The organism is Sphaerisporangium fuscum (genome assembly GCF_018531465.1).
GTDB lineage: Bacteria > Actinomycetota > Actinomycetes > Streptosporangiales > Streptosporangiaceae > Sphaerisporangium > Sphaerisporangium fuscum.
Genome location: NZ_JAHDTF010000001.1, coordinates 19477 through 40458 on the forward strand (window position 1 = coordinate 19477; position 20982 = coordinate 40458).

A 20982-nucleotide genomic window follows, 5' to 3' on the forward strand; every position below is an offset into this window, starting at 1 on the left:
GTGTCGAATATGCTCACGATCGTGAACGAGAATGTAGCATCGGGAGGGGCGGTCGCAAGACCCTCGCGTGGGCGCTCTGTCGCGCTCGTCCCGTTCCTGTTCGGGGCGGCCGGACGGACGGAGTTGTCCGGGACCGCGCTGACCAGGCTCTTGCAGGATCTCGATCTGACGGAGGCGGCCGCGCGCGCCCTTCTCGCCCGCATGCGACGCGAGGGCCACCTGACCAGCGAACGACGCGGCGGCGGCGCGTACTACCGGCTGGCCGGCGACATGGCGGCCGGCTTCGCACGGATCCGGCAGGGCGGCTCGGCGGAACCCGCGCAGTGGGCCGGGCACTTCCACGCGCTGCTCTACCACGTGCCGGAGACCGAGCGCGCCTACCGAGACGCGCTGCGCCGGGCCGCGCTGCTCACCGGGTACGGCCTGCTCCAACAGGGGGTGCTCATCGCGCTCACCGACCGCTCGGCCCAGCTCGGCCCGCTGCTCAGCCCGCCGGAAGGGGTCCGGCTGCGCAAGGTCACCATCGCGATGCCGGAGGAGGACGCCGCCCGCGCCGCGTACGAGGCCTGGGATCTCGGAAGTCTGAGCGAGGAGTACGCCCGGCATGCCGAGGCCATCGAAGCCGCCCTGCGCAGGGCCCCCGAGGCACCCCCTGCCGACGCGGCGGCGCTGCGCGCCTTCAGCCGCCTGCTCGGCACGGCCATGGTCGACACCCTGCGCGCACCGCGGCTCCCGGAACCACTCCGGCCCGCCGACTGGGCCCTGCCCCGGCTGCACGCCGCGATCGGCGCGGTGCACCGCGTGTACGGCCGCCCGGCCGTCACCTACGTCCGGCGGGTGCTGGACGAGGGCTGAACGTGCGGCCGTCCACCGCGCCGAGCGCTTGGCCAGCCCGGCTGATGCCGTCTGCCATATCGCCCGGGCGCTGCCGGCCGAGCGCGGCATCGGCCTGAACCGCGCCCCCAAGCGGCGCCGGCGCCCCGCTTCGCCTCGCCAGGCCGCCCGCTCCGATCCGCAGTGCGAATGGACAGGCAAATCGGGGGGACGAGCAAACGGCCTCTCGACTCCCGGCAAATTCATCGGGGCGGGCGCGGACATTCCTTCGAGCAGCGCGATGTACGTGGTTTCCACGATGACCGAGCTCGCTTGTTGGCGATAAGGGGCCGTGAATCGTTCCATCTTCCCGTTCCGCCTCTCACTCAAACCTGTGGAATCGGCCTTCGAGCAGGGGTTTCGAGGCCGCTGTGATCTAGGACACATAGAGGCTGTTCTCGTATCGCTGCACACAGTGATCTTGTCTGATCAAACGCTTGATGTTTCTGTGTGCTGACCGGCTAGAGACTCCCCGGAATCCCGGGGACCGCAATTCTTCATCTGATCTTGCTGGCCAAGCTGAATGTTTCCTGTGTAACTTGACGCTGCCTTTACCCCCTCATTTAGGGAAGTCAATGACCCATTCTCGAAGGCTGGCGTTAGCATGCGCTTTCAGCGCTGGGGCCGTTCTGGCCGCCACCACGGCGGCCTACGCCTCGCCCACTCCTCAGCCCTCCTCGTCTGTGACGTCGGCCGGTGCTGAGCGTGCGGTCGTCGACCGTACGGAGACCTCCACCGCCTACAAGCTGGCGAACGGCAAGATCCTCACCGAGTTGCACGCCGGACCGATCCGCGTCAAGCAGGCCGATGGCAACTGGCAAGGGGCTGCAGGTCGGCCAGGAGAAGGACGGCCGGTTGACGGTCAAGGAGGGCGACAAGCTGGTCGCCGCCTCCTCCGCACCGGTGATGTACGACGCCGACTCCCCCCTCGCCGCCCACGGCAGAAAAGGCCGACAGGTCCGGGCGGCGCAGGGCGGCCAGGGGCGCGTCGGTGCGATCGCCGCCGAGGTGGCCGGCAACGGCACAGGCAAGACGCTGGTCCTGAAGCCTTCGAGCGAGTTCCTGGCCGACCCGGCCACGGCCTACCCGGTCACCGTTGCCCCCTCGGTCGTGCTGCCGCTCAATGGCGACACCGATGTCAACAGCGCCTTCGACGGCAACAACGTCACCGGCGAGTATCTGAAGGCGGGCACGGAGACCAGCGGGGAGAAGGCCCGGGCCTACCTGCGGTTCAACACCCAGGGCCTGAAGACCCCCACCAGCGCGGTGCTCAAACTGACCAACGTCGACGCTCCCTCCTGTGGCCCCAACGTAGGGGCGGGCATCCAAGTGCGCCGGGTCACCGACTTCTGGAATGCGGACACGCAGACCTGGACGCCGCAGCCGACCAACACCACCGAGGACGCCGTCACCTCGACCGAGGGCTCTCAGCTCGGCTCCTGCGGCAGCGGCGCCATGACCTGGAACATCACCCCGATCGTGGCCAAGTGGGCGGCCGGGACCCCCAACCACGGCCTGGTGCTGCAGTCCCCCACAGAGACCGCCAGCGCCAATTTCCGCGTCTTCGCCTCCGCGGAGAACATCGACGGCCTGCAGCCGCCGGTCCTGGAGGTCACCTCTGACGAGGTCATCACCCCCGGCGAGGGCGACGACCCAGCCGATCCAGGGCCTGCGCCGCAGGACCTGTGGCCCGGTAGAGTCGACCCCGATACCGGTGTCTGGATCACTAGCGGCACCGATGCCGTCGACGATGGCCTGATCGTTACGCGTAGCCACACTGCTGGTCAGCGAATGGCCGTCATCCAGCCGAACGAAAACGTGCTCGGCCCTAACTGGCGCCTGGAGGCGTTGGGCGGCCTGATCGGTGACCGCCTCAATGACTACAGCGCTAGTGGGTATATCCAGATCAAGCTCGCTACTGGGAAGGAATCGCAGCGATTCCTTGCGGACGCAAATAATCCAGGCACCTTTGTCGCGGAGGACGGGAGCACAGTAGTCAAGAACGCCGACGGCACTTTGCTCCAGACGAATGAGGATTCCACCAGGTTCACTACATGGTCAAAGGTCGGCCAGGAGTACCTGATCACAAGCACCGGAACGTCGAGAACGAATCTGTACGGAATCGCCTACGACGGGCAAGGGCGCGTGAGCCGTCTGGCGGCCGCACCGACGGGAACAGAAGCCGACTGTTCCACTTTCGCTACTTCGTGCGCATCGATCATTTTCCGCTACGCCACCACGACCACGGCCACCTCAGCCGCTCTGGGCGACATCGCCGGCCAGCTCAAAGCGCTTGAATTCGTAAGGGCGGACGGCACCTCAGCGGGGACCGTGGTCACCTACTCTTACGATTCTTCCAAGGCGCTGCGTCAGGTTCAGGACCTTCGTCAAATAGAAGAAGACCCGATCAAGACGAGTTCCTACGTCTACGACGCCCAGGGCAACATCACGAAGCTTTCCACAGCCGAGAACGGCACGTGGAGCCTTACGTATGCGGGGCTCGGCAAGCTTGCCTCTGCTACCAAGGCCGCTACACCGATGGCGGCAGGCCTTCAGTCCCACTGCATCTACGCATCTCAGTACATGTGGGGCACAGATGGCTGCTGGGTTTCCGGCGGGGTCCCCATGGACTACGGCGCCACTCGTCTCAACCAGAAGTGGATCCGCACTCCGGGGGGTAAAGCAGTGGTCGGCGTCAACAACGACCACTGCACGTTCGCTGTCGACCGCCCAGGTAGTTCCACCATCAGGGGTGGATTCGACTTCACGAAGGCGTGCGACATGCACGACTATGGCTACGGAGTAATCTACTGGAGCAAGACCGACAAGGTCTGGACCAAGGCAAAAAAGGGCTCCGTGGACGCCGTCTTCTACACGACCCTGCGCGACTATACTTGCAACGCGTATCCGGTCACCGGAAAGGCACCTGTTCGCGGCAATACAGTGTACCCCCGAAAGGTCTGCCTAGATAAGGCTGCCACCTACTACCAGGGCGTCAAGAATCTGGGTGGCATCTTCATGTAGCAGACAGGCCGCTCCACTAATGGACGTAAATCATCGGGTGGCCGGCCTTGCCGGCCACCCGATGACCACACAGGCGTTATGCTCGAAAGGTTAATAGAATGCCAGACCCTCTATTCCCCTATAAATTCCAAAAGCTATATCTGATGATACTGGCCGCCACTGCTATAGCGGTAACAGCGATGCTCTTAAGCGGAAAAGACACCGTCGCGATCTGGCCGCTAGCCATTCTCGCCGCCCCTCTAGGGCTCGTTCTGTTAGCAGCACTCTCTATGATGTCATTCGAATGGTGGCCCACAGGTTTTGAATGGATACTTCCCATCACATTGTGTGGACTTTTAATGCTGCTGGGAACTGTTCAGGTATGGCTGCTGGGACAGCTTCTTCACAGACTCAAGCGATCAACCGAAGGCTGAATGGAGCATTGCTGCACACAGATCGCCTCCGTGAGATTGCACTTCTGCGCATGGGCTGGAAAAGCTGGAACACAGTTTGACATAGAGGGTCGCGACCAGCGCCTTCGTTTCGCCCGGCATCCGGCTTGCAGCTGTCCCATATCACGGCACGGGTGCCGAGCTACTAATGGTAGACACCTAGCAACTCAACGTGAACGACGGCGTGAAGGTCTTCTTCTCAATCGGGGTGCCGTTAAGCAATATGCGCGTTGACCAGGGCAGCCACCTCGCTGAGCACCGTCCAGTGGTCGACCAGTTCGTCCATGCCGGGCGGCGGACGCTCCGCACCTTCACATCTGCTCTCGACGGCCAACGTTACGAACGGCCAGATCACCTGGACCGGGTGACCACATCAGGGGAGGTCGATCGACCTGGACAGCGGCGACCTGCTCACCACGCGCCGTTTCGCGCCCCCTGGGTCCGGCCGCAATCCACTCCGCGGTTGCGGCGAAGAGGAAATGAGGACCCACGCCATGGACAGCAGCGTTCGCATGTCGACGCAAATTGCACCGGCCATAACGGTCATTGCCTATGGGGCGGCGGTCGTGACCATCACCTGGGCTACTGTCAGCAACTTTTTGGGCGATCAGCTCTACGGAATTCTCATCATGCTCATCCTGGCCTTACCTATGTCGATCGTCGACTGGCTGGTGGGCGACATGGTCTTCAACGTGCTGCGCGGCCCCGCCGACACGGCCGGTGTGACCTGGGACTTCATCGCCCTCGCCTGGCCCGGCATCGCGATGACGATCGTCCTGGCCGTCCTGTTGACGCGCCGTCGCCGCCGGCCGGGGCTCGTCACCGGATGGCTGCTCACCGCCGCGACGTTCCTCTGCGGCATCGCCATCCTCGTCGACTCGTGGTCGCCACGCCGCCCGTGGGGGTGGCCGCTGGTGGCCTACGCTCTGATCATGGCGGCCGGCCTCATCGTGTCACGACGGCGGGAAACCACAGGTTGACCGGCCCCCCGGACCGCTGTTCCGGAGCTGATCGGATGTCCGTCGAGGTCGGCCACCTTCCGGCGGGCTACCGCCGTTCGTCCGCCGAGATGCGTTCCAGGGTCCGCCGGCCGATCCGGCTCATGGTCGGGTTGCTCTCGACGTAGTACCAGACCAGTCCCATCGCCTGCACGAACGCCCAGGCCTTGCCCCGCTCCCATTCGAGGTCGTCGCACCCGAGGTCATCGCGGAGCACCCGCCGCGGCCCGGCCTCGAGCAGATGCCAGGCGCCGACGAGGTCCAGCGCGGGGTCGGCCGGCCCGAAGCCGCCGACGTCGAGAATCCCGGCCAAGCGGCCGCCGGACACGAGCACGTTGCCGGGAATGAGATCACTGTGGGTCATCACGTCGGCCGCTTCCCGTGGCAGAACCCGGAGGTCTTCCCACATCCGACGCAGCCGGGGAACGTCCAGGAGTTCTTCGCTGTGCTTGAAGCAGGTCTCCATCCACGCGTCGTGAGCGTGGAGGTCGCCTCCCCGGCCGTTGCCGGCGAAGGAGCGCCCACGGGTGTCGATGGCGCGCAGGTCGCCGATCAGTACGGCCAGGTCGTGCGCGAACGCGACCGACTCGCCCGGGTCGTCGTCGGTGGCCACGACGCCGGCCAGCCACGTCTGCACCGACCACGGGAGCGGGTACCCCGCCCCGGGCTCACCGAGCGCGACCGGCTCCGGCGTGGGGAACCGGGTGTGTCCCAGCAGCTCACGGGCCGCTTCCGCCTCCGACTCCAGCCAGCGCCGCTTCACGTCGACGTCCCCGCTCTCCAGAGGGAACCGAGCCGTGAGGTGGTCGCCGAGCCGGAAGATCGCGTTCACCGTCCCAGCACCGGCGACGCCGGTGACCGGCAGCCCCCGCCACTGGGGGAACTGCTCGTCCACCAACAGGCGCACCGTCTCGGCCGACACCGTCAACTGCCCGTCATGCATCTCCACGCCGAGCAGCGTTCCGCGCCTCCCCCTCCTACCGCAACGCGTTTTCGCCCTGCAGGCGAGGGGGCGACGGATCAGCGGGTAAGCACACCCTGTCTGACAGCGGCAATGAACATCCCCCACGCCTCAGTGGCGACGGCCACGGCCGGCCCTTGGGAAATCTTGCTGTCCCGCACGAAGCGTCCGTACTCGCTGAACAGGGCGACCTCTACACAGTTCTGGCCGTTACCGCTGTGAGAGCTTTTCCGCCATACCAACGTGTCCGTGTCGAACGTAGACATACCGCGCCTCCTCCCTGCAGCTCAGCCGGTGAACATCTCCGCTATGAGGCGACAGGATTCATCCGGGTCCAGCGCCTTGGCGCGCAGATGGTCAAATGCCAGCGTATACCGATATACGTCCATTTCGTGCTCGACGTACAGGCTGCCGGTCAAGTTCTCCAGGAATGCCACGTCCGGGTCCGCCGGAACAGGGAACTCTAGAACCTCGAACCCGCCACTCGTAGCCGCGTGGGCGCCGACGGAGAAGGGGAGAACCTGAAGGGTGACATGCGGTAGCTCAGCCGCTTCAAGTAACCGTTCGAGTTGCGAACGCATGACCTCGGAGCCTCCCACCACGCGACACAGCGCCGCCTCGTCGATGATCGCCCAGAGCCGCAGAGGGCGATCCTGCGAGAGGAGCTTCTGCCTGGCCATGCGCACCTCGACCCGACGCTCGACCTCACGTTGCGGCGAGATGATCAGCGCCGCTCGAATGACGGCACGAGCGTAATCCTCTGTCTGCAGAAGCCCCGGGATGATTTCCGGCGCAAAGCTCCGTATGGACGTCGCTTCGGCCTCCAGCCCGATGTAGGTGGCGTACTCGGTCGGTAGATCACCATAAGCGTGCCACCAGCCCTTCTTCTGGGAATCTCTGGCGAGATCGAGCAGTTCCTCGCGCTTGGACGGCGTCAGCTCGTACAGATCGAGGAGACGGCCAACGTCCTTGGGAGTGACCCCAACTTTCGATGTCTCGATGCGGGACACTTTCGTAACCGACCAGCCAAGCCGCTCGGCCACTTGGTCCATCGTCAGTCCCGCCCGCTCCCGAATACGCCTCAACTCCGAGGCGAGGCGACGTCTGCGTACCGTCGGACTACTGATTTGGCGCATCTTCTCCCATTCACCCATTCGTCGCAGGTAACGCCCTAAGGGACAATCATCTCGAAAAGCCGCGCAATTTGCGGTTCCACTTGCGCGCCGCCATCTCAACCAGTCACCCTAACGCTACAGCGAGTGATGCCCCCTTTGGGGGAGGGAAGCGCAAGTTGCGGCTCACACTCCCACCCGCTGAGACATGCACCGCGCACCATCGGACCTCACTCTTCGTATAGGAGCTTGGATGAGCGGAAAGCGGGACGGGCTTCGTACCGTCTGCTGGGACCTTCCCCACGACCTGGCGGTGGTGGGGAAGGCACGCAAGATGGTTGTGGAAAGGCTCACGAGCTGGGGTCTGAGCGACCGAAGCGATGACGTCGTCCTGGTGGTCGGCGAGCTGCTCGGGAACGCCATCTCTTACGGCGCTCCGCCGATTCGGATCTCCCTGTGGGCCTCGTCCGAGGATCTGTGCGTACGGGTCACCGATCACGGAGCGGACCGGCCACGGCATCTGGACCTGGGAGTCGAAGCCGTCCACGGCCGGGGACTGCCGATCGTCGCTGCTCTGGCCGACGACTTCGGCGTCGTACCGCTGGCGGACAGCCCCGGCAAGACGGTGTGGGCCAGGTGGCAGCTACCTCCTGGGTGGCCGGAGGAGCAGCCCACCATTACACGAAAGCTGATCCCCCATCCTCGGACGCCACAGGACGACGCCCTGCCTGTGGATCACCAGCACCAGGAACGCATCCCCGAGCCCCGCGACTGCTGAGCAGCGTCCAACCAGCGATGCCATGCCGGTAGCGGCATAGCTGGTCGCGGGTTATGGTGCCGGCAGCTCTCCACCACTCACCCACGGCAAAGTCGTATATATCCGTAAAGGCCAGCTCGCCCGGAAGGTTCCGGGGTCGAAGGGGGCGGGAGCCCCCTGGGAAACACAGCTCTCGCCGAAGGCGAGAACCATTCCCTGACCGCGCCTAGATCATGGCGAGGGGTTCTGCCGGGAGGTAGCCCTGGAGGGTGGAGGAGGACAGGAGGCGGGGCTCGGTCTCGGGGCGGACGCAGACGTAGGAGTACCTGTCGGCCGAGTACACGCGGACGCCGTCCGTGCGGCACTGGCGCATCAGGACCTCGTCCCATTCTTCCGAGACGTCGGCGATCCCCAGGTAGCCCAGCTCCTGGCGGCGGGCCAGCAGGGTGCCGCCGGCGACCTCCGGCAGGAAGCGGTGCTCGGCACCGGGCTGGCGGAGCAGGGTGGCGCCGGTGCCGGGGACGTGGGCGTAGAAGGACGCCTTGCCGATGATCTCCGCGTCCACGGCGGCGAAGTACCGGACCAGGTCGGCGAGGTAGTGCTCGCCGTACAGGTCGCGCGGGTCGAGGACGGCCACCAGGTCGCCGTCGGCGAGGCGGAGCGCGCGGTCGAGCGCGGCGCCCCGGGTGACCGGCGTGCCGGCGGTGTCGCGGACGACGACGTCGCCCTTGTGCACGGCCCGCGCGGCCTTCTCGACGACGGCCGCGTCCAGCCCCTCGGCGACGATGACGACCTGGCCGGGGGTGTGGGCCTGCCGTCCGAGCTGGGCGAGCAGGTGGTCGAGCTCCGTCTGGCCGGACACGGCGGCGATGGCCGTGACGGAGGCGGAGTTGCGCACCGACGGCAGCCCGACGGTGTCCAGGATGGGGTCGAGCAGCGGCGTGACCGGTACGGTGGCCCGCCACGCCTGGTGGGACTCCGAGGCGCACTCGGCCTCGGCCGCCAGGTACTCCTCGACCGAGCCGAGCGCCTGCCGCAGCGACGCCTCGTCCCCGCCGATGGGGGCGGCCAGCTGCATGATCGGGGTGCCGCAGGCGGACAGCTCCTCCACGACGCGCGCGTCCGCGTCGGGCCCCGCGAGCACCATGGACACCGACCGGTAGGCGGTCAGGACGTCGTCGTAGGTGTCCTTGTCGGTCATGAGGGGCCGCCAGCCGGCGTCCGGCGGCGGGTCGCCCTGCAGGGCGGTGCCGAGGAGGCCCACCCCGGACCGTCCTCCGGCGGCCGGCATCTGGTTGTGCACGCGCGGCTGCACGGCCTGCGGGAGGACCCCGACGCGGTCGTGGCGCAGGGCGGCCCGCCACTCGCGGGCCCTCGCCTCGGAGGTGGTGTAGACGTGGTCGAAGTAGGACGCCATGGGCACGCTGAGGGAGATCGGCCCTCCGGAGTGCCAGAAGACGGTGCGGATCCCCCTGCGGGCGCACTCCTCGATCAGGTCGCGCAGGCCGCGTTCCCGCCCGGCGAGCTCCTCCAGCCACCGCCCGCCGTTGCCCTGCCGGGGGCCGGGCCTGACCGACTCGGCGAAGAGCATGTGCGGGTGGTGCTGGTCGAGCATGGCGGCCCAGTTGTCGGGGCCGAAGTTGGTGACCTGGCGCCACTCGTAGCGGAACAGGGCCTCGGACTGCCGGTCGACGATCGCGGCCACGGTGAGGTACGGCCGGGCGAGCGGGCCCTTGGGGACCGTGAAGCCTTCGGCCATCGCCGTGGAGACGGCCGGACCCGCCGTCTGGGGTGTGACCGGTGTCACGGGGGCGGGGTCGAGCGGCGGCGGGGTGGGCGGGAAGTCGGAGCGTTTCGGCGCGGGGCGCTTGCTCACGGGGGCGCGCAGGGTGCGGGCCACCTCGCCGGGCTTCTTGGTGTGCAGGGCATCGCCGAGGCGCGACCACCGGCTGGCCTGCAGCGATTCGAGCCGCCACTGGGCGGCCTCGGTCTGGTAGCGCTGTTCGGCGAGGTTCTTCGCGAGCTTGACGACCTGCTTCTCGACGGCCTTCGCCCTGGCCTCGACCTCGCGGGCCCGGGTGAGGGCCTCGGCCTCCGACTCGGCGGCCCTGGCCAGTCTCTCCTGGTAGTCGGCCAGCAGCCGGGTGAGTTCGGCGTTGCCCGAGGCCGCCGAGACGGCCGCCTCCAGCGCCCGCCTGGTGCTCTCCAACTCTTCACTCATGCCATCACCGTGTCCCCAGATGTCGAGCAAGAATAATCGCAGATTCCGGCCCACCACCTCGAACCACCACAAGTCCGTAAACTCTCCACGTGTTCGATGAGGGGAGAGGTCGAGTGCGCAACGGGAAGTGGCCGGAGTACGTCGTCCGGCCGTACGTCTGCGGCGCCATGGGGGCCTACGACCCCGCCAGGCTGGAGCTTCTGAGCACCGCGGGCCCGGCCGTCCGGGAGGTGCACCGGGCGCCCGGCGCGGCCCTGATGAGTTCCTCGCCGCTCGCGCCGTACGCCGCGACGCCGGGGACGGGGACATCCTTCGCCTGGGCCGAGCGGCAGCCGCCCGCGGCAGCGCCCTGGCACATGGTGGCCGAGACGTGGGAGACCCCCGGGCTGATCGACGAGCCCGGCGCCGTCACCCTGCACACCGGCGCCTTCGGCCTGATCGACCTCTACTACCTCACCGACAGCGGCCCCGACGGGGACGCGGTCTACTTCGCCGGGAACATCGAGCCGCTGCTGGCGCTGGCCCGCCGGCCGTACGAGGTCAACTGGGACGCCTGGGCCGCGATCTTCAAGCTGACCTACCCCCTCCTGGAGGACACCCCCTACGCCGAGGTCAAGCGGCTGCCCGGCTCCACCGCGCTCGTCTGGTCGCGATCAGAGCGCCGGGTGGCGGTGGAGAAGCGCACGCCGAGGTGGGTCCGGGAGGAGCCGTTCGACCGGGGCGTCACGGCGGGGGACATCGTCGCGCTGCTGCACGAGGCGCTGAAGCCGTTCGACGACCGGCCGCTGCTGGTGCCGGTGAGCGGCGGGTACGACTCGCGGCTGCTCGCCTCGGTGGCGGTGGCCCGCGAGATGGACGTCGAGTCGTGGACGACGAGCCCGGACGACGGCCTGGACAACGACATCGACTTCGCCCGCTACATCACGCGCGAACTCGGCCTGCGGCACCGCATCGTCCCGCAGGACCCGGCGGCCTACCCGGACGAGGCACGGTGGGCGGCACGCCGGCTGGAGTACCTCACCAGCCACCACGCCTGGTACTCCCCCTTCGCCCGCGAGGTGCACAAGGCGGGACGCGCGGTCGTGGACGGCCTGGCGGGCGGGCCGCTGATGAAGAACTTCCTGATCACCTCGGACGCGGTGGGCGCGGGCACCTCCGCCGACCGGCAGGCGGCCCTGCTGTCCGCCCTGGCCACCGGCGAGCCGCACCTGCCGGTGCTGTCGGAGCAGGCGCGCGCGTTCGTCGACGACCGGGTCGCCTCGGCGTTCGCGCAGGCGACCTCCATGCTGCGCGGCCACCGCTCGGAGCTGCCGCTGAGCGTGCTGCACACGCGTACGGCGCGCGGGATCGCCCGCTCCCCCGTGAACCTCGTCGGCCCGGAGGCCACGCCGGTCTTCCCGTTCCTGCATCCGGACTTCTTCGACGCCGCGCTGTCGGTCCCGGTGGACCGCAAGGAGGGCGGCAGGTTCTACCGGGAGATCCTGCGGGCCGCCAACCCGCGCGTGGCCGCCCTGCCGTCCACCAACGGGGCGCTGCCGCACCGGCGGGTGCCGTTGCGGTCGGGGGGACCGGTCGCGCGCGAGTGGAACCACCGGATGCTCCTGAAGGCCGCCGCGGTGCCGGGGCTGCTGTCGGAGCAGATGAGGGACGTGGTGGCGCAGGGGCCGGACGGGCTGACGGCCTTCGGGTCGTGGAACTCCCGTTTTTGGCTCAGGGGACTGGTGCTTTTCGGCTCCTGGCTGACGGACTATGAGGACGTTCTCGGCGATCTCACGCCGCCCTGGGACGCGGCCATGTGAACCGTTTCACAAGCCTGGTGCAAACCCGTGCCCAACCTGCGAAGACAGGGCCGATTACGTGGGTTTTCCGGGGAGTGCGGACGATTACGCGTCCGGTACGCGGAGTGACCCTTCCGGATCGTCTTCGGACATCCCTAATCGACTGCTAGTCTTCGGCGAAACAGCGCCGATACACGCTGAGCACCGAGCCACCCCTTCGGTGAAGGCGTCGGGCGGGAGCCGCAGGGATGACGGCTCCAACGGCGCGAACCCCCGTGTTGTACCGCCCTACTCTCTTGATGCGAGCGATACCTATGAGCGCTTCACCATGCCCGGAATCGGTTTCCGAGGACTTCGTCTCTTCCGACCCCCGTTGGTACAAGAGAGCCGTCTTCTACGAGGTCCTGGTCCGCGGCTTCCGTGACTCCAACGGCGACGGCACCGGCGACCTGCGTGGCTTGATCGAGAAGCTCGACTACCTGCAGTGGCTCGGCGTCGACTGCCTGTGGCTGCTGCCGTTGTACGAGTCGCCGCTGCGCGACGGCGGGTACGACATCTCCGACTACATGAAGATCCTTCCTGAGTTCGGGGACCTGGCCGACTTCGTGAAGCTGGTCGAGGAGGCCCACAAGCGCGGCATGCGCGTCATCACCGACCTGGTGATGAACCACACCAGCGACCAGCACCCCTGGTTCCAGGCCTCCCGGCACGACCCCACGGGCCCGTACGGCGACTTCTACGTCTGGTCGGACGACCCCGCGGGCTACCCGGACGCGCCCATCATCTTCATCGGCGCCGAGGACTCCAACTGGACCTACGACCCGGTGCGCGGCCAGTACTACTGGCACCGGTTCTTCCACCACCAGCCGGACCTCAACTACGAGAACCCCGCGGTCCAGGAGGCCATGCTGGAGGTCCTGAGGTTCTGGCTCGACCTCGGCATCGACGGATTCCGCCTGGACGCCGTGCCCTACCTGTTCGAGCGTGAGGGCACCTCCTGCTCGGGCCTGCCCGAGACCCACGCCTACCTCAAGCGGGTCAGGGCCGAGGTCGACCGCCTCTACCCCGACCGCGTGCTGCTGGCCGAGGCCAACGGCTGGCCCGAGGACGTCGTGGAGTACTTCGGCGACCCGACCACCGGCGGCGACGAGTGCCACATGGCGTTCCACTTCCCGCTGATGCCGCGCATCTTCATGGCGGTGCGCCGCGAGTCGCGCGAGCCGATCTCCGAGATCATGTCGCGCACCCCCAAGCTGCCCGAGAACGCCCAGTGGGGCATCTTCCTCCGCAACCACGACGAGCTCACGCTCGAGACGGTGACCGAGGAGGAGCGCGACTACATGCACGCGGAGTACGCCAAGGACCCGCGCATGCGCGCCTACCTGGGCATCCGCCGCCGGCTCGCCCCGCTGCTGGACAACGACCGCGACCAGATCGAGCTGTTCACGGCGCTGCTGCTGTCCATGCCGGGCTCCCCCGTCATGTACTACGGCGACGAGATCGGCATGGGCGACAACATCTGGCTGGAGGACCGCGACTCGGTCCGCACGCCGATGCAGTGGAGCCCCGACCGGAACGCGGGCTTCTCGGGCGGCGACCCCGGCCGCCTGTACCTGCCGGCCATCATGGACCCGATCTACGGCTACCAGGCCGTCAACGTCGAGGCCCAGACCAAGAGCCCCTCCTCGCTGCTGCAGTTCACGCGGAAGATGCTGGAGGTGCGGCGGCAGCACCCGGTGTTCGGCACGGGCGCCTACACCGAGCTGTGGTCGCCGAACTACAGCGTGCTGGCGTTCGTCCGGGAGGAGGGCGACGACCTGATGCTGTGCGTCAACAACCTCTCCAAGCACCCGCAGCCGGTCGAGCTCGACCTGCGGCGCTTCGAGGGGATGATCCCGGTGGAGTGCCGGGGAGGGGTGCCCTTCCCGACCATCGGTGAGCTGCCCTACCTGCTCACCCTGCCCGGCCACGGCTTCTACTGGTTCTCGCTCACCCGCGGCTGAGCCCGCCGTACGGCTCCCGGCGCTCCCTCCTGAAGGGAACGCCGGGAGCCTTCGCGTGTAACGGCGTGGGGCCCGTTCGCGGTGCGCCCGACGGGCTCAGCGAGGTGTGACGGGGATCCTGGCGCGGGCGGCCCGGCGGGCCGGGATGAGCGCCACCAGCACGGCGGCGCCGACGACCGTCAGCACGGCGAGCAGCAGCGTCAGCGGCGCGGGCGAGCGCCCGATGCCGGCTCCGATGCCGCTGGCGGCCCCTTGGAGGTCGATCAGGCCGGAGGACACCAGCGCCCCCGCCACCGCCCCCGTGACCACGCCGAGCACCGCCAGCAGGCCCGTACCGGTCACCAGCGTGGCCATCACCTGGCGCGGCGTGAGCCCCATGGCCTTCAGCACGGCGAGATCGAGGGCGTGGTCGCGCAGCCCGACCGCGCTGGCCGTCAGCAGGTTGGCCAGGCCCAGCAGCGCCAGCACACTCACCAGCGCCACGATGATGACGCGGATCACCGACAGCCGGTCGGACGGGTTGACGGCCTGCGACACCTCCAGCGCCTGCGCCTGCAGGCGTGACCGGACGGCCGCCTGGTCGGCCCCCTGGCGCAGCACGAGGCTGTAGTACTGCGGAGGGAGGGCGTCCTTGGGGGCGAGGCTGTCCAGGGGCACCGAGAGCACCTCGCCGTCCTGGTCGGGCTCCAGCACCCGACCGACGATCCTCACGATCAGCGGGGTGCCGCCGATGGTGAGCCGCGTGCGGTCACCGATGCGGACGTGCAGCAGGTCGAGCAGGCCCTGACCGGCGACGGCCTCGCCCCTGTCGCGGAACATGCGCCCCTCGACCACCGAGAACGGATAGGGGTCTATCACGGTGCCGAGCGCCCGGGCACGTACCGTGCGCGTCTGCCCCGGCACCAGCGCGTCCACCTCCGTGCCGGGATAGGAGGCGATCACTTCGGGATCGGCCAGCGCGACCTGGTTGGCCTCGGCGGACGTCAGGCTTCCCGGGCGCACGATCAGCGAGGCCGCCTGGCCGACCTGCTCCGGATGGGCCTTGAAGGCGTCCAGCGTCGCCCAGCAGCCCAGGCCGATCGTGATCATCATCATGGGGATGGCCAGGCCGAACGTCGTCAGCAGCGCCGGCAGGCGCCGGGTGAAGGCGTCCCTCGCCCCGAGCACCAGCGCGGGCGGCAGGCGTACCAGCAGGGCCAGCCGGGCCAGGCGCGACAGGTGACCGCGCGGGGGCACGGCGGGCGCGGCCGGGATCGGCGGGGTACGGCCGCCGCGCCAGGCGGGCAGCCAGACCGCGATGAGCACCACCACCGCCGTGCCGGCCGTGATGGCGAGCAGCGGGCCCGCCGACAGCGGGACGGCCACGGTCTCCTCCAGGCCGTACGCCGTCACCACCCGCCCGCACACCACGCCCAGCACGATGCCGGCGAATCCCAGCGTGCCGTGCTCGACGAGCAGCATGCGGATTACCTGGCGCCGGGTGAACCCCAGCGACTTCAGCGTCGCGATGTCGCGCTGCTGGGTGAGGACCCGCCCGCCGGCGGCGTTGGCGAGGGCCAGGGCGGCCGCCACCAGCCCGGCCACGCCGAACAGCGCGAGCAGCACCCCCAGCAGGCGGTTGTCGAGCTCCATCGACGCCTCGACCTCGCGCCAGGTGGACACGCGCTGCACCTGCCCGGCCAGCTTGGTGATCGTGCGCTGGACGATGAGCGAGGTGGCGTCGGGGTCGTCCAGACGCAGCCCGGTCACCGACTCGCTGCGGCCGAGCGCGGGCTCCACCTGGTCGAGGGTCCCTGAGAGGGTCCAAGCGAGGCCTGGAGTCCACTCGGGGTAGAAGCCCTGGTCACCGCTCTCGGCGAGCCCGGACACCGTCAGGGCGTGCGTGGCGCCGTTCAGGCCGATGACCGAGAACGACGAGCCGGGACGCAGGCCGAGCGCGCGGGCGAACGACCGCTCGACGACCACGCCGGAGAGGTTGGCCGGGTCCAGCCAGCGGCCCTCGCGCAGGATCGGGCGGCCGACGGCCGGCAGCACCGCCGACATCTCCTGGAGGGCGACCGGGGTCTTCTTGCCGCCCTGCACCAGCGTGGCGGGGGCACTGCGGTAGGGCCCGGCCACGTCGGTGACGCCGGGTTGGGCCTTGAGCACCGCCGGGTCCGGGGCGTCCTTGGTGTGGATCCAGACGTGGGCGCCGTTGCCGCGGACGAACAGGCCGCGCCAGGGGTTGGTGCCGTCCTCGAGGAGCGTGGCCGCGGTGATGAGCGCCGTGACGATGCCGGTCACCGCGAGCACGGTGAGCAGCGCCTGCACCCGTCTCGCCCTCAGGTCGGCCCTGACCCACCGCACTTCAGCTGTGTTCATTGCGCTCGCTCCGCTCGCGCGGCGCGAGGCCGCCCCTGAGCCGGCACGCTTCCCTCGTCGCTCGGAAGCGCTCGTTCCTCGCGCTCCCTCCCTCCTCGGTCACCGCACCGGCGCGTCCTCGCTGTGTTCATTGCGCTGTGTTCATGGGGTCGGCGTCATCCCCGGAGCTCGACCACGCCGCCGGCGCCGCTCTTGGGGCGGCGGCGGGCAGGGGCGATCGCCCCGTCGTCGACGATCTGGCCGTCGAGCAGGGTGACCACCCGGTCGGCGAGGCCGGCGACGCGGGCGTCGTGGGTGACCATGACGATCGTCTGCCCCTGCTTGTGCACGTCGCCGAGCAGGCGCAGCACGTCGCGGGTGTTCTTGCTGTCGAGGTTGCCGGTCGGCTCGTCGGCCAGCAGCACGCGGGGCTGGTTGGCCAGCGCCCGGGCGAGCGCCACCCGCTGCTGCTCACCGCCCGAGAGCTGGGCGGGCGCCGCGTCGGCCTTCTCGGTCAGCCCCAGCTCGCCCAGCAGGTACTCTCTGCGCTCGCGGGCGTGCTTGGGCGAGGCGCCCGCGAGCAGCGCCGGGAGCTCGACGTTGTCGGCGACCGTCATGTTGTCCACGAGGTTGAAGAACTGGAAGACAAAGCCGATCTTCTGGCGGCGCAGGATGGCCCAGGCGCTCTCGCCGAGGGTGTCGGCGCGTTCGCCCTCGATCCAGATCTCGCCGCTGGTGCGGGTGTCGAGGCCGCCGAGCATGTGCACGAGAGTGGACTTCCCCGACCCCGAGGGGCCCATGATGGCGACGAACTCGCCCTGTTCGACCCGCAGGTCGACGCCCCGCACCGCCGGCACCGGCAGCCCACCCGTCTGGTAGATCTTCACCAGATTGACCGTGTTGATCGCCGCCGTGCTCATTGCGACTTCGCTGTGTTCATGAGGCGCTGGGTCACCACTTTTCTCTTTGCGGCCGCTCCGTCAGGCCAGGTCCTCCTGGCAGCGTTCGAGCCAGTCGAGGTCGGCCTGGAGGTGGAGCATGGCACCTTCGATCAGCAGATGCGCCGGACGGTTGTCCGGGTCGGTCTGCTGTGCGACTTCTACCAGTTCGCGCATGATAGCGAGGTAATGGCGGCGTTGGCGGTTGATCAACGCCATTCGGTCGGCGATGCCCGTCATGGGGGCGAGCACGAGCTTCATGAAGAACTCGTCGCGGACGCGGGGACCCTCGCTGGGCGAGTCGACCCACTCGTCGAGCGCGTCGCGCCCGGCGGCGGTGCAGTAGTACACCTTCTTGTTCGGGCGGTTGGACTGCTCGACGTCGACGGCGCGGACCAGGCCGTCCTTCTCGAGCCGGCCCAGCGTGACGTAGATCTGGCCGATGTTGGGCGAGGGGTAGGCGTCGCCGAAGATCTGCTCAAGCGCCTGTTTCAGTTCGTACCCGTGGGCAGGTTCCTTCGCCAGGAGCGCCAGCAGTTGGAGCCGCACGCCCCACCTCCCTCGGGCTTCGCGTTACCTGAGTGTTACGACCTAATCCGTTGACGCCCACATTATCGCTATGCATAACATGCATGCATCTACATAACACGCATGTAACCCAAACAACATCCGGAGGACACACGTGCGTCGTCTGACCCCCATCGTGCTGGCAGCCATGCTGCTCAGCGGATGCGCGGGGTTCGGCTCGCGCGACTCCGGTGCCGGTGCGGGTACCGACGGCACGGGTCCGATGACCTTCGCCACCGGGCGTGACACCACCGCCTACCTCCAGCCCCTGATCGACAGGTGGAACCGGGCGCACCCCAAGGAGAAGGTCACACTCCTGGAGCTCCCGGAAGCCGCCGACGAGCAGCGCGCGCAGATGGTCGCCAACCTTCAGGCCAAGAGCGACCGCTACGACGTGCTGGGCCTGGACGTCGTGTGGACGGCGGAGTTCGCCGACGCCGGCTGGATCGTGTCCCTCGACAGGAGCATGTTCCCGCTGGACCGCTTCCTTCAGCCGGTCGTGGACACCGCGACCTACCAGGGCAAGCTCTACGCGGTGCCGTACACCAGCAACGCGGGGCTGCTCTACTACCGCAAGGACATCCTGGACCGCGAGCACCTCAAGCCGCCCAAGACCTGGGCCGAGCTGCGCGACCAGGCCATCCGGCTCGGTAAGAAGTACAAGCTGGACGGCTACGCCGGCCAGTTCCTCCCCTACGAGGGCCTGACCGTCAACTTCGCCGAAGCGGTGCAGTCGGCGGGCGGCCAGATCCTCAGCCCGGACGGCACCAAGGTCACCCTCGACCTCGGCAGCGCCACCACAGGGCTCGACTTCCTGGTCAACGGCCTGCGGGAGGGCTGGATCCCGCAGGAGGCGCTCTCCTACAAGGAGGAGGAGTCGCGGCTGGCGTTCCAGCAGGGCAGGTTGCTCTTCGCCCGCAACTGGCCGCACGCCTACGGCCCGGCCGAGCGGTCGTCCATCGCCGGGAAGTTCGCGGTGACCCGCCTGCCCGGCCTGAACGGGCCCGGGTCGAGCTCCCTCGGCGGCCTGAACCTGGCCATAAGCGCCTACTCCAAGCACCAGAAGTCGGCGCTGGAGTTCATCCGCTACTTCACGGGGCTGGAGAACGAGCGCAGCGTGCTCACCGACGGCTCCTTCCCCCCGGTCTGGTCGGAGCTGTACGACGACCCGGCCCTCATCAAGCGTTATCCGTATCTCCCGGTGCTCAAGCAGAGCATCATGTCTGCCCGGCCCAGGCCGGTCAGCTCCAAATACGACCAGGTCAGCCTGGTCATCTCGAGTGGCGTCTCCGACGCGCTCAATCTCAGGAGACCCAGCGACGAGACCGTCGCCGCCCTGAAGCAGCAACTCGGCGAGATCCTTCGCACCCCATAGCGGCAGGGGCGATCCCCCCGCCCATCATCCCGAATCACATTCATCCCAATAGCTCACATTCATTTCGGGGCCTTCAACAGGAGGTAGCACCATGCGTGTCAAGACGACTGCGGTGGTGGCCGGGCTCATGCTCGCGGCCGCCGCGTGCGGCGGTCAGTCGGACGGCACCCAGCCTTCGGCGAGCGGGAGCAGCAGCGCTCCGGCCGCCAAGCCGCTCGCGGGCACGACCATCGAGATCGCGGCCAAGTGGACCGGCGACGAGCAGAAGAGCTTCCAGAAGGTGCTCACCGCCTTCGAGGAGAAGACCGGTGCCAAGGTCACCTACGCCTCGACCGGTGAGGACACCGGCGCCTACCTCGGCCCGCGCATCCAGGGTGGCAACCCGCCGGACGTCGCGGTCCTGCCCCAGCCCGGCCTGGTGCAGCAGTACGCCGACCAGAAGGCCCTCAAGCCGCTGTCGAGCGAGGTCCAGGCCCAGATCGACCAGAACTACACGCCGTACTGGAAGAGCCTCGGCTCGGCCGGCGGCCAGGTGTACGGCGTTCTCATCAAGGCCGCGCACAAGTCCCTGATCTGGTACCGCGACCCCACCTTCCAGGACGCGGGCGCGCAGCCGGCGACCACCTGGGACGAGCTGATCGGCAAGACCGCCCAGACCCTCGCCGACTCCGGCACCGCGCCGTTCGCCCTGTGCGCCGCCTCGGGGTGGACGCTCACCGACATGTTCGAGAACATCTACCTGTCGTCGGCGGGCCCGGAGAACTACGACAAGCTCTCCAAGCACGAGATCCCGTGGACCGACGCCAGCGTGGCCACCGCCCTGGAGAAGATGGGCCAGATCTTCGGCAAGAAGGAGTTCGTGCTCGGCGGCTCCTCCGGCGCCCTGCAGACCGACTTCCCGACCTGCGCCACCCAGGTCTACGGCCAGAAGAAGGCCGCGATGGTCATGGAGGGTGACTTCGTCGCCTCCTCGGCCGTCCAGTCCGGCGCGAAGGTCGGCGAGGACGCCAAGATCATGCCGTTCCCCAAGGCCGGCGACACCGCCCCCGTCGTCCTCGGCGGTGACGTCGCGGTGGCGATGAAGGACTCCAAGGGCGCCATGGCGCTGCTGGAGTACCTCGCCTCCGCCGAGGGTGGCTCGATCTGGGCGAAGAACCCCGGCTACCTCTCGCCGAACCGCAACGTCTCCCCCGACAACTACCCGGACGCGCTGACCAAGCAGCTCGCGCAGACGATCATCTCCGCCGGCGAGTCGGTGCGATACGACATGTCCGACCTCGCTCCGAGCGCCTTCGGCGGCACCGACGGCAAGGGTGAGTGGAAGGACCTGCAGGACTTCCTGCGCAACCCCAAGGACGTCAAGGGCACGCAGCAGAAGCTCGAGGCCGACGCCGCCAAGGCCTGGAAGAAGTAGAGGCGACGGCCGTGACCGACGGGTTGAACGGCCAGCAGACCTCGCGTGGCGACGACGATGTCGTCGCCCGCGAGGCCTCGCCCGGGCCAGACAGCACCACAGAGACGGCAAGGGGTGAGACCTCACCTCAGGAGCCGAAAAAGACGTCGGCCCCCCAGGAGGCCGACGCGACCGCACCGGACTCCGGTGC

At 68.3% G+C, this 20982-nt stretch carries 16 protein-coding genes; 9 read left to right on the top strand and 7 right to left on the bottom strand.

Annotation, left to right across the window (positions count from 1 at the left end; genetic code table 11):
* The first annotated feature begins 21 nt into the window (after positions 1-21).
* The 4 genes from KIK05_RS00095 to KIK05_RS00110 all read left to right on the top strand — a co-directional run bounded on the left by KIK05_RS00095 (position 22) and on the right by KIK05_RS00110 (position 5308).
* Positions 22-855 (top strand): PaaX family transcriptional regulator C-terminal domain-containing protein, encoded by an 834-nt coding sequence (locus tag KIK05_RS00095; protein WP_214408391.1) that lies wholly within the window; start codon positions 22-24, stop codon positions 853-855.
* 825 nt (positions 856-1680) lie between these two features.
* Complete coding sequence (locus KIK05_RS00100; RefSeq protein WP_214408392.1) at positions 1681-3897, top strand: phospholipase A2; 2217 nt, start codon at positions 1681-1683, stop codon at positions 3895-3897.
* A gap of 98 nt (positions 3898-3995) precedes the next feature.
* Positions 3996-4310 (top strand): hypothetical protein, encoded by a 315-nt coding sequence (locus KIK05_RS00105; protein WP_214408393.1) that lies wholly within the window; start codon positions 3996-3998, stop codon positions 4308-4310.
* A gap of 512 nt (positions 4311-4822) precedes the next feature.
* Positions 4823-5308: a hypothetical protein gene (locus KIK05_RS00110; RefSeq protein WP_214408394.1), complete on the top strand. Its 486-nt coding sequence runs from the start codon at positions 4823-4825 to the stop codon at positions 5306-5308.
* Between the two features lie 67 nt (positions 5309-5375).
* On the opposite strand, the gene KIK05_RS00115 is transcribed toward KIK05_RS00110, so the two are convergent.
* The 3 genes from KIK05_RS00115 to KIK05_RS00125 form a co-directional block, all read right to left on the bottom strand.
* Positions 5376-6269, bottom strand: a complete 894-nt coding sequence (locus tag KIK05_RS00115; protein WP_250562042.1) for an aminoglycoside phosphotransferase family protein — start codon at positions 6267-6269, stop codon at positions 5376-5378.
* 77 nt (positions 6270-6346) lie between these two features.
* Positions 6347-6553, bottom strand: a complete 207-nt coding sequence (locus KIK05_RS00120) for a DUF397 domain-containing protein (protein WP_214408396.1) — start codon at positions 6551-6553, stop codon at positions 6347-6349.
* A gap of 21 nt (positions 6554-6574) precedes the next feature.
* Positions 6575-7441: a helix-turn-helix domain-containing protein gene (locus tag KIK05_RS00125; RefSeq protein WP_308249664.1), complete on the bottom strand. Its 867-nt coding sequence runs from the start codon at positions 7439-7441 to the stop codon at positions 6575-6577.
* Between the two features lie 211 nt (positions 7442-7652).
* Between KIK05_RS00125 and KIK05_RS00130 the strand changes: the two genes are divergently transcribed.
* Complete coding sequence (locus KIK05_RS00130) at positions 7653-8177, top strand: ATP-binding protein (protein ID WP_214408397.1); 525 nt, start codon at positions 7653-7655, stop codon at positions 8175-8177.
* A gap of 205 nt (positions 8178-8382) precedes the next feature.
* On the opposite strand, the gene KIK05_RS00135 is transcribed toward KIK05_RS00130, so the two are convergent.
* The gene (locus KIK05_RS00135) at positions 8383-10377 is read right to left on the bottom strand and encodes a glycosyltransferase family A protein (RefSeq protein ID WP_214408398.1); all 1995 of its coding nucleotides are present in this window, start codon (positions 10375-10377) and stop codon (positions 8383-8385) included.
* A 113-nt stretch (positions 10378-10490) separates the two neighbouring features.
* Here KIK05_RS00135 and KIK05_RS00140 point away from each other — a divergent pair, with 113 nt between their 5' ends.
* Both KIK05_RS00140 and treS read left to right on the top strand, forming a co-directional pair.
* Complete coding sequence (locus KIK05_RS00140) at positions 10491-12176, top strand: asparagine synthetase B family protein (protein WP_214408399.1); 1686 nt, start codon at positions 10491-10493, stop codon at positions 12174-12176.
* 293 nt (positions 12177-12469) lie between these two features.
* Positions 12470-14158, top strand: coding sequence for a maltose alpha-D-glucosyltransferase (gene treS, locus KIK05_RS00145; protein WP_214408400.1), 1689 nt, complete (start codon positions 12470-12472; stop codon positions 14156-14158).
* 96 nt (positions 14159-14254) lie between these two features.
* Here the strand turns inward: treS and KIK05_RS00150 are convergent, their stop codons facing one another.
* The 3 genes from KIK05_RS00150 to KIK05_RS00160 form a co-directional block, all read right to left on the bottom strand.
* Complete coding sequence (locus KIK05_RS00150; RefSeq protein ID WP_214408401.1) at positions 14255-16519, bottom strand: ABC transporter permease; 2265 nt, start codon at positions 16517-16519, stop codon at positions 14255-14257.
* Positions 16520-16674: 155 nt separating this feature from the next.
* Positions 16675-17418, bottom strand: a complete 744-nt coding sequence (locus KIK05_RS00155; RefSeq protein ID WP_214408402.1) for an ABC transporter ATP-binding protein — start codon at positions 17416-17418, stop codon at positions 16675-16677.
* A 60-nt stretch (positions 17419-17478) separates the two neighbouring features.
* On the bottom strand, positions 17479-17985 hold the full coding sequence (locus tag KIK05_RS00160) for a PadR family transcriptional regulator (protein ID WP_214408403.1): 507 nt from the start codon (positions 17983-17985) through the stop codon (positions 17479-17481).
* A gap of 133 nt (positions 17986-18118) precedes the next feature.
* Here KIK05_RS00160 and KIK05_RS00165 point away from each other — a divergent pair, with 133 nt between their 5' ends.
* Together KIK05_RS00165 and KIK05_RS00170 are read left to right on the top strand one after the other, a co-directional pair.
* Positions 18119-19378, top strand: coding sequence for an ABC transporter substrate-binding protein (locus tag KIK05_RS00165; RefSeq protein ID WP_308249665.1), 1260 nt, complete (start codon positions 18119-18121; stop codon positions 19376-19378).
* Positions 19379-19469: 91 nt separating this feature from the next.
* Positions 19470-20792, top strand: coding sequence for an ABC transporter substrate-binding protein (locus tag KIK05_RS00170; protein ID WP_214408404.1), 1323 nt, complete (start codon positions 19470-19472; stop codon positions 20790-20792).
* Positions 20793-20982 lie beyond the last annotated feature (190 nt).

Excerpts from the sequence above, each read along its gene's own strand:
- KIK05_RS00115 (WP_250562042.1), bottom strand. The coding sequence starts at position 6,269 with ATGCATGACGGGCAGTTGACGGTGTCGGCCGAGACGGTGCGCCTGTTG.
- treS (WP_214408400.1), top strand. The coding sequence starts at position 12,470 with ATGAGCGCTTCACCATGCCCGGAATCGGTTTCCGAGGACTTCGTCTCT.
- KIK05_RS00135 (WP_214408398.1), bottom strand. The coding sequence starts at position 10,377 with ATGAGTGAAGAGTTGGAGAGCACCAGGCGGGCGCTGGAGGCGGCCGTC.
- KIK05_RS00105 (WP_214408393.1), top strand. The coding sequence starts at position 3,996 with ATGCCAGACCCTCTATTCCCCTATAAATTCCAAAAGCTATATCTGATG.
- KIK05_RS00155 (WP_214408402.1), bottom strand. The coding sequence starts at position 17,418 with ATGAGCACGGCGGCGATCAACACGGTCAATCTGGTGAAGATCTACCAG.
- KIK05_RS00110 (WP_214408394.1), top strand. The coding sequence starts at position 4,823 with ATGGACAGCAGCGTTCGCATGTCGACGCAAATTGCACCGGCCATAACG.
- KIK05_RS00100 (WP_214408392.1), top strand. The coding sequence starts at position 1,681 with ATGGCAACTGGCAAGGGGCTGCAGGTCGGCCAGGAGAAGGACGGCCGG.
- KIK05_RS00130 (WP_214408397.1), top strand. The coding sequence starts at position 7,653 with ATGAGCGGAAAGCGGGACGGGCTTCGTACCGTCTGCTGGGACCTTCCC.
- KIK05_RS00125 (WP_308249664.1), bottom strand. The coding sequence starts at position 7,441 with ATGGGTGAATGGGAGAAGATGCGCCAAATCAGTAGTCCGACGGTACGC.
- KIK05_RS00120 (WP_214408396.1), bottom strand. The coding sequence starts at position 6,553 with ATGTCTACGTTCGACACGGACACGTTGGTATGGCGGAAAAGCTCTCAC.
- KIK05_RS00170 (WP_214408404.1), top strand. The coding sequence starts at position 19,470 with ATGCGTGTCAAGACGACTGCGGTGGTGGCCGGGCTCATGCTCGCGGCC.
- KIK05_RS00150 (WP_214408401.1), bottom strand. The coding sequence starts at position 16,519 with ATGAACACAGCTGAAGTGCGGTGGGTCAGGGCCGACCTGAGGGCGAGA.